Origin of the sequence: Halalkalibacter alkalisediminis (assembly GCF_028610705.1) — a bacterium.
In the GTDB taxonomy this organism is placed as follows: domain Bacteria; phylum Bacillota; class Bacilli; order Bacillales; family Bacillaceae_D; genus Halalkalibacter; species Halalkalibacter alkalisediminis.
Genome location: NZ_JAQQWT010000022.1, coordinates 17,925 through 33,562, shown reverse-complemented (window position 1 = coordinate 33,562; position 15,638 = coordinate 17,925). Strand labels below are relative to the sequence as shown.

Sequence of the window (15,638 nt, the reverse complement as noted above, 5' to 3'; positions counted from 1 at the left end):
AAAAACATATGGAGATAACTACTACAAGTAAGACTGAAGCAATTGAAAAAAAACTAATTGAGTTTTGGGGAGAAATTCTAGGAGAGGAGAGTATTGACCGAAATGTTAGCTTTTTTGACCTTGGAGGCAATTCTCTTCTAGCAATGCAATTGATTCAAATGGTGAAGAATAACCTGGGTATTAAATTAGCTATCAAAGTTTTGTTTGAACATCCCACTATTGAGGAGCTTTCGCTACTGATCAAGCAATTAAGTGATATTAATCAGGGCTGCGATAAATGAGGTGAATCTATGAATAGAGTAATGACTGGAACGCAAGAGAAGCTTTTGACTATTTTATCAAGAAGTGTGGATGCGCCCTTAACGTCTACAGATAACCTATGTCATCAATTAAAAACGTATGCGGAGCAAGAGGCATTTTTCGCGCTTATCAAAAAGATGTTTGGAATCGAACTAACGATGGAAGTAATAACGGTTCAATCAAGCATCCAAAAACTAGCAAGCTTTATCGAGATGGTTATTAATATGAGAGAAGACCATAAAGTTAAACCTGTTAGACGCGGGGCAATCCGGGGAGAACTTTCTCATAATCAAGATCGGATGTATTTGTTCGATAGTCTTGGAGATAACCAGATGCTCTATAATATGCCATTTAAGTTCCGCTTAAATGGCATATTAGAAATCGAAGTTCTACAAAAAGCCCTCGATTCTCTAGTAGAGAGACATGAAAGCTTGAGAACCAACTTTTTAGAAGAGAACCATCAAATTCGACAAGTCGTGAACAAGTTTAGTAGAAATACGATTACCTACGAAGATTTGCGAGACGATGAACTAGAAGTCGCTTTCGTGAAGCTTGATAACCATCTTAATAAAGAAGCAAGAAGAAGCTTTCATCTAGACTCGGGTCCATTATTTACGCTGAAGATTTTCCAAATAGAAGATGAATTCTATTATTTAGTTTGTAACTTTCACCATATTATTTTTGATGGGGTTTCATTTATGACCTTTTTTCAAGAATTAACAGAAACGTATGAACGGAACTCTACAGCCAATGCAACAGACACTACTCTGCCTTTAGAAATGCAGTATTTAGATTATGCATTGTGGCATAAGGAATGGGTTCAAGAGAATGACGCCAACCAAAAAGAATTCTGGGAGCGTTACTTCATGGAGGGAGAGACGAATTTAGAATTACCTTATGATTTCTCAAGACCAAAATCTCCATCCTTTTCGGGAAGCCGAATAGAATTAGAAATTAACAATGATCTTCGAGTGTTGATAGACCGTGTCTTGAAGCAAAGTGGTACAACGCTATATGCGTTTATGTTGACGGCCTATCAAGTATTTTTAGCTCAGTATACAGGGAAGCAGCAAATTGTTGTTGGTAGTACAGTGGCTAATCGGGTTCAAGAGGAATTTGCTAAGGTGATTGGCTGCTTTGTGAACACACTGCCATTTCAGTTAGAAGTAGATTCAACTGAATCTTTCCAAACGATTCTAACTCGGAATCGGCAACAAATTTTGGAAGTGCTTGAGTATCAAGCTTATCCCTTTGATAGGATAGTAGATATCATTAACCCGGATCGGGACTTAAGTTATTCTCCGTTGTTTCAAACAGCAATAGCAATGGAAGAAAGCTTTGATGGTCAGTTTAGGAATTCATTTTTTACTTTGGAAAAAGAAAATTTTGATATTCCTTTCTCTAATTATGATCTAACCATTAAAGTGAAGGGCTCTCAAAAGTTAATTCTTGAATTTGAATACTCAGATGAGCTCTTTCTACCAGAAACGATCAAGAGACTTATGAAGAGTTTTGAAAAATGGCTATACCAAATTTGTCAACATTTCGAAACACCGATCAGACAATTACAATATTTAGATGATGATCAGTTAGATTTGTTATCAAGCTGGCAAGGAGAGATTACCAATGACTATGCCAATGAGACGGTTATCTCCGTGTTCAAACAGGTTGTAAAAGAGCGTGCTACCAGCATCGCTGTTTATGATAACGGGGAACAAATAACGTTCTACGAGTTAGATAAGAAGTCTGATGGCATAGCGCACTTAGTTAAAAAGGCAATGGGCGAACGTTCGAAAAAGGTAGGGCTTCACGTAACAAGATCGATTGACATGGTTGTTAGTATGTTAGGAATTATGAAAGCCGGATGCGCTTATGTACCACTAGATCCTTCTCTACCCAGTGAACGATTGGAATATATTATTCATGATTCGGCTCTAACTGTATGTATAACTGATCAAAGACAGCAAGGGGTAATTGAGACGATTCGCCATGTAATTAACCTTACGTCTGTTCGTTATGAGAAAAGTGCCATCGATTGTTCCGGGCTTGAACCAACAGATTTAGCTTACATTATCTATACATCTGGAACGACGGGAAGACCTAAAGGAGTCATGCTTTCGCATAAAGGGATCGTAAATTTGGTTAGAAGTCAGCATAAATATTTGCATCTTAAAGAAACTTCAAAAGTACTGCAATTTGCTACCTATAACTTTGATGCTTCTGTATACGAGATATTTGGAAGTTTGTTAAATGGGGCAGAGCTACATATCGGAAATAATAAAGAAGATATGTTTGATTTAATTCAACTTGAAAAGCAAATTAAAAAAGAAAAGCTAACACATCTTGTACTACCGCCAGCGATTTTGCAGGTGTTGGATATTGAAAATGGTGAAGTGGAGTTTGTTGGATCTGCAGGATCGGATTGCCCGGTAGAGTTAGTTAAGAAATATCAGCATGTAAATTTTTACAATGCATATGGACCGTCGGAGTACTCTGTTTGGACGACGTTTGAGATGTTTGAGGCATCTAAAGTATCTAACGATTATGACGAAACTAGGCGCAAGGTGTCTATTGGTAAACCAATTCTTAATACGAACGTCTATTTATTAAATAGTGAGAAACAGTTTGTTCCAATTGGTGCAACTGGTGAATTGTACATAGGGGGCGAAGGGTTAGCGGCTGGTTATCATAATAATGATGAATTAACGAAAGAGAAATTTATTGAACACCCTTTTAGACCAGGTGAGCGTCTGTATCGTAGTGGAGACCTTGCTAAATATACAATGACTGGTGAATTGTTGTTTCAAGGAAGATCTGATAACCAAGTCAAAATCAGAGGGTTTCGAGTTGAGATGGATGAGATCGTGATCAAACTCAATGCACATCCTTTAGTAAGTGATGCTTATATAAAGATTGATGAGAATGTAAACTATGTCAAGCAACTAATTGCCTATGTTACATCAAATGAACAAATCGATACAGAACAAATTAAGGCATTTCTAAAAGAAAGTTTACCAACTTACATGATTCCTTCCTTTGTTTTACAGATTGATTCATTCCCGTTAAATGCAAATGGGAAAGTAGATACGAACAAACTTCCTGATCCTGCTACAAAAACGGAGAAGGTAGTCCAGACCCCTGACACAGAGAACGAGAGAATTCTTCTGACCATATTTGAGTCAGTGTTAGGCATGGATAAACTGAGCATTCGAGATAATTTCTTTGAACTGGGGGGAGACTCGATTCAAAGTATTCAAATTTGCTCGTTAGCAAGGCAAGAAGGTCTTACTATTAGTCCTAAGTCAATTTTCGAACATCAGACGGTAGCTGAATTAGCAGCCAGTTTACACACAGAAAATAAATCAATTATTCAGCCCTTAGAAACACGAGGGAGTATTGAGCTCATTCCTATTCAAGAATGGTTTTTCAAAGAACACTCGACATCGATCCATCATTGGAACCAATCGCTAGTCTTCAACAGTAATGAGTGTGCTTCAAAAGAAGAACTGGAACAGATTCTAGCTGAAATCGTCGACCATCATGACGTATTATTAACCCTATTTCAGAAGAAAGACGAACAATATATCGGCCTGATCAATTCGGAACATAAGACATGGGAGCTGATCTATAAAGATGTTCATCATCTTGATAAGGATACTCGAATCAGAAAAAGAGATGAATGGGAAATCGCAATCCAAGAATCTTTGAATATCGAGAATGGACCGATTATGAAAATGCTCGTTTTGAAAGAACAAGCCCATCAGTATCGCTTTTTCTGGGTGATCCATCATCTTGTTGTAGATGCTGTTTCCTGGAGAATCTTACTTGAAGACTTCCATCATCTTCATGATAGAGTGTTAAATAATCAACCAACTAATCTACCACCTAGAACTTCATCATATAAAGATTGGTCTATTTATCTAAAGAAATATATTCGTTCAGTCCTAGCCCAAGATACTATTAACTATTGGACTAATAAGCTTAATAGTAATGTTTCACCTTTTAGACTAGTAGATCACATGACTGAAAAAAGAGAGAAAACAAGGGAAATAATTTTCAGTGAAGATGACACAACCTTTTTCATTCAGGAATTAACGAGTCAGTCTAAAGCATCTGTGGAAGAAGTATTGTTGACTTTAGTTGCAAAGAGTATGGGGCAAGCCTTTGACGTTCGCCGTTTTTGGATAGAGGTAGAAGGACATGGAAGAGAAATGGTTGATGACACAATAGATATAACAAGAACCGTTGGCTGGTTTACAACAATTTACCCGATCTTATTGGAGTCGGACAGTGTTTTTGCCACTACCTTGAAAAATACTAAGAATGCTATTAGAGAAATTCCGAACAAAGGATTCGACTACGGTCTAATCAAGTATTCAACTCCTGTATTGATTGAGGATCCAGACATTTATATGACGTTCAATTATTTGGGGCGACTCGATTCTCAAATAGAATTCTCTGTTAGCTCAGATTTTGGTGAGTTTGAGAGTAAACCAAGACTTCATATCTTAGCAGTCATTCAGAATGACAGGCTCCATATAAAAATTATCTCAAAGGCAGCGGAGGAGCAAATATCACTTCTAGTTGAAACTATTCAAAGTATCATAGTGGAGCTAAAGGACTCCGATGTCGTCCAGAACTACCTGATAGAAAGTGACTTTCCAGATGCTGTCATATCGGAAGATGACTTACTTCATATCTTAAATTCGAATAACTAATACTAGCATCAAAGTTAACGAGGGAATTGGGAGGGACAAAATGAGAAAATCAATAGAAAATATCTATTCATTAACACCACTTCAAGAAGGAATTCTTTATGAACTCGAAATGAAGGATTATACCGAGCACTTATACATTTCTCAAATGAAAATAAAAATAGCTGGTCCATTGAATGTAGATGCGTTGTTTGCGGCTTGGAATCATGTTATTGAACGTCACGAGGCGCTAAGAATGAGGCTTATAACAAAGAACGTTGAAAATAACGTTCAAGTAGTATTTGATACACTTGATTATCAACCGGAGCTAATAGATGTTTCGGCCTTAACTGCAGAGGAGAAGCTTAAAGAGCTAGATAGAATCTCTCACAAGGGCAAGGAAATGGATGTTAATAACTCAAATTTGATGAAGCTTCATTTGGTGAAATTGGAAGAAAAGCTTTTTACATTGATATGGACTCACCATCATATTATTTTAGATGGCTGGAGCACGAGCATTGTAATCAATGAGTTATTTGAGCGATATGGTCAGATTGTTCAAGCTGAAGTCAGGGATCTTGTTGAAAAGCCAAGGCAATATGGCGATTTTATTCGTTATATGAATAAAGTAAATAAAGAGGATTTGACTATTTTTTGGAAGGAAAAGGCAAAGGGGTTAGATCGCCCCACTATTACATTTTCAGCATTACCAGATGTGAAAGCAGACCAAAAGGATAGTCATATTTTCTGGGAATTAAGTCATGAGTTGAGTAGAGAGTTACGAGAATTCGCAGCAATTAATCACGTAACTGTTAATGTGTTGCTGCAGTTAATATGGTCGATCGTCTTGAAGGAGATGTCACAAAAAGAAAAAATCGTCTTTGGTATAGTAAGTTCAGGTCGATCGTCACAGCTATATAGGTCAGAAGAAATTGTTGGATTGCTCATAAATACACTACCAGTAATAACGGAAATCAAAGAGCCGGCTAACATAAAAGAGGTGTTGAAAGAATTTCAAAACACATTAAATCACATGTTAGAATACTCTCAAATATCACTTGTTGATATTAAACAGTATACAAATGTAAAGAAAGAAGACCCTTTATTTGAAACTCTTTTTGTTTATGAGAATTATCCAGAAGCCGCTAAAAATTCGGATATTGATCTTGATTGGGAGATCCAAGGAGGTTCTGAGGCACATAGTTTTCCATTGTCACTACAAGCTCAAGATAACAAAGAAGCGATTTTCTGTAAGTTATACTTTCATCTTCAGTTTATAGAACCAGCTCTTGCCGAGGTAATTCACGAAGCATTTATGGAGATTGCTAACCAAATAACAAAGGTTTCCACGATTAAAGATATAACATTAACAACTCCCTTTCCTATTAATGGAAAGAAGGAAGGAGAATTGAACCAATCTAATGCAATGTTAACCTCGTTCGTTCATGAACCTCTAAAGGAGATATGGCTTGAGTTCTTTCCTAATGAGGAAAGTGATCCTGATGCTGACTTTTTTTTAATCGGTGGTCATTCCATAAAAGCGATGAAGTTTATTTCTAGGGTAAATAAGAAGCTTAATGTCAATCTTACATTAAAAGAGTTATTTGAAAACCCTACTTTAGCATCACTAAGCAAGAAGCTGTTTCCACCTATGCCTACTTCTAGTTCAACGTTAGAAGAGAAGATAAGAGTTTCGGTCAAACAAGTATTGGAAGAAGTATTAGCAATAGAGCATATAGATCCTAATGCCGACTTTTTTGAATTAGGTGGTCATTCGATCACAGCGATGAAAGTCGTATCGAAGTTAAACAAAGTCTCTAAGAACGCTATCACTTTGAAAGCAATTTTTGAGCACCCAAGTGTTAATTCTTTATCTACCTACCTGTCTACGAAGATGGATGATCAGATAAGGAATGAAAGTTGTAGCGAGACAGCGCAGTATGTCCTTTCTAGTAATCAGGAAGCCTTATGGTTTAACGAAAAACTTGGTAATTCAACGAGTTATACTATTCCGCAAAAGTATAGGGTGAAAGGGAAATTAGACGCAGTCCTATTAGAAAAGGCACTGAATCTGGTGATTAAAAGGCATGAAAGCTTAAGGACGGTCGTACGAGAAAAAGGAGGAAAGGGATTTCAGGAAATTAGAGAGGATGTTTCTATTAAATTAAGTGAAGAAAATATAGAAAATTTGTCAGAAGAATTGCAATTGACCCGTCTATCAAAAATCGAGGAAACCCTCCAGTCTATGTCATTTGACGTTGAAGAAGGTCCTCTTTTGGTGGTACGGCTGGTCAAATTATCTGAGTCTGAATTTGTCCTCTATGTGAATATCCATCACTTGATTTTTGATGGCTGGTCTGTAGGAATTTTTTGGGATGAATGGTTATCGTTCTATGATAGTTTGATGAATGAAACGAAGCCCAATCTCGATCTTGATTTTAAACAATATAAGGATGTTGCAGCGGAACAAAGAAGCTGGCTGGAAGTTCATGCGAAAAAGGAAATGGAGTTTTGGAAAAACAATTTATCAGGAGACTTACCGAAGTTAGAATTGCCTTTAGATAGCTCTCGTTTAAAGGACAGTACGAATCCAGGTAGTAGCTTTATTGTAGAAGTAAAGAAAGAAGAGCTAGAACGTTTAAAGAGCATGTCATTTGACAGAAACTCTACGTTATATATGACATTACTAACCATGTATCAAACATTTTTAATCCGATACACAGGACAAGATGAGGTTATTGTAGGTAGTCCGTTAGCAAATCGCCTCATTGAAGGGACAGAGAGGACCATTGGGTATTTTGTTAACACGTTACCGTTTCGATTAAAAGTCAATTCTGACGATACATTTAGGTCGATCTTGGCAAGAAATGTTGAACATATTATTGATGTATATGACCATCAACAAATGCCATTGGATAAAATCGTTGAAGCGCTCAACCCTGAAAGAAGCTCAACGAGTACCTCGTTGTTTCAAACAGCTTTCATTTTACAAAACAATGCAGTTAATTTCCAGAGTGAGTATGTAACAATAACATCAGAAATACTAAAGTCTCAAAAAGCAAAGTTTGACTTGAGTTTAGCTGTCGAGGAACTTGATGGAAGGCTGTTACTTGCCTTTGAGTATCAGTCAGAGATTTTTCAAGAAGAAACAATTCAGCAATTAAGCGAGAATTTTCTAGCTTGGATAAGGAGAATCATCGATATGCCAGAACTTTCAATATATCAAGTACCTGGTATTAGTGAGAGCCAGGAGAAGCTGTTATTGGAGGAATGGCAAGGAGAGCAGGTGACGTTTGAGGGCATGGACGATACGATTCCGGAAGCCTTCTTTAAAATCGTTAGACAGTTTCCTAACAAGATAGCGATTGTGGACGGTGCGAAATCGATAACCTACGAGAAGTTGAATCAAAAGAGTAATCAGCTTGCCCGCTACTTATTAGGAAAGGGCATTAGCAAAGAAGAGAAGGTAGGGATTTATGTCAACCGATCGATTGATATGGTCATTGGTATGCTAGCTGTTATAAAGGCAGGGGCATCTTATGTTCCATTAGACCCTCATTATCCAGTGGATCGATTAAGTTATATAATTGAAGATTCCTCTCTTTCCTACTGCTTAACCAATAAAGAGCTGGGTAAAAGTGAACTAGTTGCTAGCTCTGAATTTATCTTTCTTGAAACAGTTGAAGCTGAAGCAGAGACACTAGGGGCAACTAATATTGATATGTCTGAGAGCACCAATTTGGCTTATGTGATTTATACGTCAGGGACAACAGGTAGGCCGAAGGGGGTTATGCTTGAGCATAAAGGAATTATTAATTTAGTATATAGCCAAAAAAAGATGCTGTGCTTAGACCCATCAGCTAAATTGTTACAATTTGCTACCTTTAATTTCGATTCATCTGTTATCGAGATTTTTAGCACTCTGCTATTTGGTGCGGAACTTAATATAAGCTTTGATAAAGAAAACCAATTTGATATGGACAAGCTTGTTGATCAAATAAAGGCAGCAGAAATTACTCATATTATATTGCCACCAGCTATTTTAAAAGAGCTACCAATTGATCAATTAAATAGCATTAAGGTGTTAGGGTCGGCAGGTTCCGAATGCACGGTTGAGCTGGTTTCAAAATTTAAACAGATTACCTTCTTTAATGCTTATGGACCAACGGAATACTCAGTGTGTACCAGCTATAAACTCTTTTTACCAAACGAGGATATCCAGGACGCACATGTTGTCCCGATTGGAAAACCGATAACGAATACAAATGTGCTCGTATTAGATCGACATCGAAATCTTATGCCGATCGGATCAGTAGGTGAACTGTATGTAGGAGGGCTTGGTATAGCAAGGGGGTATATGAATCTGGAAGAATTGACCAATGAACGATTTATTGTCAACCCATATAATCCCAATGAAAAGTTATATAAGACTGGTGATCTAGTTAAATTTAATAAAGTCGGAGAGCTCGTATATATAGGAAGAGCAGACGATCAAGTGAAAATAAGAGGATATCGGATCGAACTATCAGAGGTAAACATGGCCCTTCTTCAGATTGATGAAATTACAAATAGTGTTGTAACAGTTATGGAAGATAGTAATGGGTCAAAAAAGCTGATCGCTTACTATACGATCGCGTCGGAGGTTACCGAAGAAGCGATTAGAAAAAAGGTGCGAGCAATTTTACCGAGCTTCATGATTCCTTCTTATTTTATCAAGCTTGAGAAATTTCCCCTATCACCGAGTGGAAAGATTGATAAAAAGGCTTTACCGAAATGGACAGATTACACAAATGGGCGTGAGACAACGCTTCCAACCGTTACCGAATTATCAAAAACGGAAACAGCCCTTCTTAGTATTTGGAGGGAGGTTCTTGATGATTCGTTCATTGGACCGGATGATAACTTTTTTGAATGTGGCGGTGACTCGATTGTTAGTATTCAAATCTGTTCGGCAGCAAAAGAGCAGGGTTTGTTTATGACACCTAAAGATCTATTTGAATCACAAACGGTTCGTGAACTAGCGTCCGTTGTAGGTGAAACGACTCAAAGTGTCGTGTCACAGGATCTGGTATCAGGTCCTGTTCCGTTAACTCCGATTCAGTCCTGGTTTTTAAATGAAAACCATCAGAATATACACCACTGGAATCAGTCTATTGTAATAAGTAAGAATCACCAACTAACAACGGAGCAATACAGAGAGATTATCCGGGCATTAGTCGAACATCATGATGGGTTACGAACGGTATTTGAAAAGCAAGGTGATTCTTATGTAGGAATTATTCGGGAGGCTAATACAGCTTGTGAAGTGATTGATTATTCTTTTTTTGATATTAGAGATGATGAGTGTTTGAAAGAGATAAAAAAACTAGAGGACGAAGCGCAGAGAAGTCTTAATATTATTCATGGTCCACTGATGAAGGTTCTGTTGTTTAGAGATGAACGCCATATAAGAATGTTTTGGGTTAGCCACCACTTACTTATTGATGGTGTTTCCTGGCGAATCCTTCTAGAAGATTTTGAGAAATGCTATCAACAGATTACAAACAAGCAAACCTTGTCCTTACCTTTAAAAACAACCTCATTTCAACAGTGGTCTAAGACACTTATGGACTATCAAGCGAACGAACTAACATCAGATATTGTTGAGTATTGGCAAAATGAAATGAATCAAACGGTTTCTCCAGTTACACAGGATTTAGGAGAATATTGTAATGGTGAACACATATATACATTTGAAGCTAATGTCGAACAAACTCAAAACCTTTTAAAAAATACTTTAAGAAAGTATAAAACAACTATCGATGAATTACTATTATCTGTTATAGCAAGTGGCCTATCGAGTCAAATGGGGATAGACCAGTTTTGGGTCGACTTAGAAGGACATGGTAGAGAGCAGATTTCAGATAATCTTGATTTGACTAGAACTGTAGGCTGGTTTACTACGATGTACCCGGTAAGACTTGAAGCAGGACAATCGTTTGGAATAACCTTACGAAACACGAAAAAAAGGTTGAGAGACGTACCAAATAAAGGCTTTGATTTTGGAATCCTTAAGTTCCTTTCTGAACAAGATTTAAATTCCCCTGGGAGTCTTGTCAGCTACAATTATTTAGGTCAGTTTAACAACGTAGATGATATGGAACAAACGCAAAGTAACAATATAGATGAGAACTATGTATTCCCGTATAAAATAAATGTCGTCGCCAGTATCATCAACGATAGATTGACATTGAATGTGATGGGAGATGGGCGCAATAGCAACTTCCAAGCGGTATGTAGAGAAATTGAGTCCTTAGTTACGAAACTTTTAACGGGGAATCTTGGTTTATCTAATGCGATTGTTGAAACAGACTTTGAGTCAGATCAGATTGTTGATGAAAGCACGATTAATTATTTTATCAAAAAGTTTTCCAATATAGAAGAAATTTATCCAGTGACGTCACTTCAAGAGGGGATGCTATTTCATAGCGAGATAATACAAAGCTCTGAATATATTTCACAGATTTCCTTCGATATCACAGGAAATATTAACCTTAATCTTCTTGAAGAAGCATGGAATGAAACGGCAAGAAAGTTTGATGTACTACGTTCGGTGTTCAGAAGGAATCAAACCGGGGACCGCTACCAGCTTATTCTTAGTGATAGCTATTACGTCTTTCGTCATGTCGATATATCAATGTTTTCCGGTGAGGAGTTGCAAGAGAAACTTGATAAATTGTTAGTCCGAAATAGGAATAAGCCATTCGATATCGAGAATGGACCACTGATGAATATAACAATCGCTCACCTGCCAAATCATCGTTTTACATTCATATGGACACATCATCATGCATTGCTTGATGGCTGGAGTCTACAAGTGGTAATGAATCACTTTCTTGAATGTTATCGTAATCCAATGATCGTAGCCAAAGACACTGGAGAGCACAGACTTGCGTATAAGCAAGTAATGAGACACATTCAAACTGTTGATAAAAAAGCCGAGGCTCTATTCTGGAAAAATGAACTGAAAAATGTAGGAGAAGTCACTCCGTCTCTAGCAACGAAAAAGAAAACTGATGCCGGATCAAACGACCGAGTCATGGAGTATCACCTGCCAGAAGATCTGACGGAAAAAGTTATAGAGTATGCAAGGCGTCATAGGAAAACCATTAACACGGTAGTTCAAGGGGTATGGGGCATTGTTCTGTCTCATTTTAGTGAGAGTGGGTCCATTTGTTATGGTGTGACAAGCTCTGGAAGAAATCTTAGTATCCCTCATATTGAATCAGCTGTAGGATTGCTAATTAATACATTACCATTCACGTTTAATATTGATCGAAATGAGGATTTCAAATCGTATTTAACTACTGTTCAAATGAAACAACTGCAAATGAGAGAATTCGAAAGTAGTTCATTAACTGATATTAAAAGGTACGGTGACGTTTCATGGGTTCAGGATTTATTCCAGCATATTTTTGTTTTTGAAAATTATCCGAGCACAGAACAAGTAACTGATTCTGACATCATGATTGAGAACTTTATTGGAAATGAGTCGACAAATTTTGATCTAACATTTTCTGCGGCTATCGTACAAACACAACTCCATTATAAGCTAATCTATAAAGAAAATAAGTATGAAGAGAGTGAAATCGTTCGATTTATGGATGAAGTACAAACGATCTTTACGAAACTAATAGAAGATGAATCAATGACTGTTGGACAACTACTAAATGATATGAGAGTTGAGGTGCGGTAATGAGCAAAATGATTACAGCAAGTGGATTAATATCGGTAACAGAGGCTTTTTCTAATACAGTTGTAGCTAATCCAAAAAAAGTGGCTATTCGTGAAAATAATAGATCCGTAACCTATGAAGAGCTTGATCATCTATCCAATCATCTCGCACAGAGAATCATCGATTTAGGAATTGAAGAGGAAGCTATGATAGGAATTCCAAGTCAACGCTCGATTGAACTTATTGTAGGGATGTTGGCTATTATGAAGTCTGGTTGTTGCTATGTTCCGTTAGACGAAAAGTATCCAAGTAGTCGATTGCAATATATGATTGCAGACACTAAAATGAGCATTTTCCTACCAAATGGTAAGGATCATAACAAATTAGTTGAGTTAGGGATTTCACCCATTTATTTCGACCTAGATGAACTCGGTCAAATGAAGGTGAAGCCAGTGAATCGTTCAACCACAAACAGCCTTGCCTATGTGATTTATACATCTGGCACAACGGGACAGCCTAAAGGCGTCATGATTGAACAAAGTAGTATTGCTAATCTCGTTCTTAATTCTGACATCATTAAAATAGACGAATCCAATATAGTTGCTCAGTTCTCTAATCCTAGCTTTGATGCAGCAACCTATGAAATTTGGGGAGCCTTATTAAACGGAGCGACACTGTTCTTAATGGCTAATGAATTTACTTCTTTCGATGATTGGAAGGAGGCGATTACGATTGGTAAGGTGGATGTCGCCTTTTTCACAACAGGTCTTTTCCATGCCATTGTTGATGAGGATCCATTGATATTTGACGGGTTAAAGAAACTCGTAGTGGGTGGAGATAAGATCTCGACTTCCCATGTAAAGAAGTTGAAGCAATCCCTTCAAGATGTCTCATTAATTAATGGATATGGGCCAACAGAGTGTACGACCTTTGCAATTTGTCATGAAGTGAAAAGTGAAGATACAAAAGTGATTCCGATCGGAAAACCATTAAGTAATGTCGAAATTTCAATCCTTTCTGAGGGCCAGATAGAAGTTGCAGATGGGCAGATAGGTGAAATTCATATTGGTGGACAGGGGGTTATGAGAGGATATTTAAATCAAGTGGAGTTAACAGAACGAGCATTGTTTGTAGATGATTTACAAAAGAAGTGGTATAAAACAGGGGACTTTGCTGTTCGTCAAAGCAATGGAGAAATACTCTACAAAGGACGAAGAGATAGCCAAGTAAAGATTCGGGGATTTAGAATTGAATTAAATGAAATTCAAGAAAAGCTTGATGCATATTCTGAAGTGGAAACTACATTAGTAGCGGTAAAAACCATAAATGATGAATCTTACGTTGTAGCATATTATAAACATCAAGATGTAAACGCCCAGAACGTGGATAAAGAGCTAAAAGACTACTTAAGTAGTGAGATGCCAAGTTATATGATTCCACATTTCTTTGTTAAAGTTGAAGAATTTCCGCTTAACGCAAATGGGAAAGTTGATCAAAGGAAAGTTCTTGAGATGGATATCTTTGATCCAACAACAGCTATAGCAGTTGAAGAGAATGAAAAGAAAAAAGAAGTATTAGCGATATGGAGACAAGCGTTAGGAAATACTAAGTTGGGATTGGATGATCATTTCTTTGACCATGGTGGCCATTCCATTTTGGCTACGAAGCTAGTGTATTTAATGAAGGAAACGGTATTACCAGAAGCTACCCTTCAAAAGTTATTGGAAAACAATACCGTTAATAAGTTTGTGGACGCTATCGAAAATGAAGCAGCTACTAGTATGAGAGAATTGATGGAGAAAGATTCTGAACTGGACCCTATTTTAAAAGAACGCATTAGGTCGATTAGTACTCAGTCTGTTGCGTTTGATAAAAATATACTGATCACTGGTGCAACTGGTTTTTTAGGTGCGCATCTCTTGAACAAATTACTAACCGAGTTGAAAGATGTGAAAATCTATTGTTTGATTAGATTCCCTTCGAAAAATCGATTACAGGAAACATTAAAGAGCTACCAGTTGTGGGACGATAAGTTTGAAAGTCAGTTAGTTGTGATAGAAGGAGATTTCAGTAAGCCTCAATTTGGTTTAGATGATATCACCTATGAAGAATTAAGCAATGATGTCTCTCATGTGTATCATGTGGGAGCAGAAACAGATTTTTTCAACTCTTATAGCAAGTCCAAAAGTTCAAATGTAGATGGAGTGAGAGAGGTTGTGAAATTCGCAGCGTCTAATAATAGAAAGAATATTTATTACGCATCAACACTCTCTGTTTTAACCGGTGAAAGAGAGTGGGATGAAGAAGATGAATTGGTGTATACACCTGATTTAATGATTGGATATAGTCAGTCGAAATGGGTTGCAGAGAAGCTCCTTTTTCAAGCAAAGAAAGAGGGACTCTCTATTGATATTTTCCGGTTAGGGCGTATTTCTTCTCATTCAGTAAACGGAATATGGAATAAAAAAGACATGTTATACAAAGTGTTTGAATCATTTGTTAATCAAAAGATAATGCCATTTAAGGAAGAGATTCATTTTGAATTAATGCCGGTTGATTTTGTCAGTGACTTTATTTATAAAATTACAAGAATGGAGGTCGACGACAAACTAGGAATCTACCATATGTTTAACGGTCAGAAGGTTTCAAGTGAATTTGTAACTACTTTCTTTGACCAATACCAACTAAACTATACAAATATGAAGCTAGAGCAATGGCTGCAACTTTTAAAAGAAAAAACACAATCAGATGAAATTCATTCCTTAAGTGCCTTATCTCAATTAATTGATGAATCAACTAAGTTAAAAGAGTCTACAATTTTACAAGAGAAAACGAAAAAAGAATTGGTGAAAGTTTCAATGGACATGCCAGTTATCGATGTTCATTATGTTGAAAACTTTATGAAGCATATGTTGGATTAATCGGTACTA

At 37.0% G+C, this 15,638-nt stretch carries 4 protein-coding genes; all 4 read left to right on the top strand.

What is annotated here, in order from left to right; translation table 11 throughout:
• The first annotated feature begins 8 nt into the window (after positions 1 to 8).
• Genes PQ474_RS19905 through PQ474_RS19890 form a run of 4 tightly spaced genes read left to right on the top strand, consistent with a single transcriptional unit; the run spans position 9 to position 15,629 of the window.
• Positions 9 to 281 (top strand): phosphopantetheine-binding protein, encoded by a 273-nt coding sequence (locus tag PQ474_RS19905; protein WP_273847140.1) that lies wholly within the window; start codon positions 9 to 11, stop codon positions 279 to 281.
• Positions 282 to 290: 9 nt separating this feature from the next.
• Entirely contained in the window at positions 291 to 5,018 is a 4,728-nt protein-coding gene (locus PQ474_RS19900) for a non-ribosomal peptide synthetase (protein ID WP_273847138.1), read from the top strand.
• A 40-nt stretch (positions 5,019 to 5,058) separates the two neighbouring features.
• Complete coding sequence (locus PQ474_RS19895; RefSeq protein WP_273847136.1) at positions 5,059 to 12,729, top strand: non-ribosomal peptide synthetase; 7,671 nt, start codon at positions 5,059 to 5,061, stop codon at positions 12,727 to 12,729.
• Complete coding sequence (locus tag PQ474_RS19890; protein ID WP_273847134.1) at positions 12,729 to 15,629, top strand: non-ribosomal peptide synthetase; 2,901 nt, start codon at positions 12,729 to 12,731, stop codon at positions 15,627 to 15,629. The genes PQ474_RS19895 and PQ474_RS19890 overlap by 1 nt, the downstream gene beginning before the upstream one ends.
• The last annotated feature ends 9 nt before the right edge of the window (positions 15,630 to 15,638 follow it).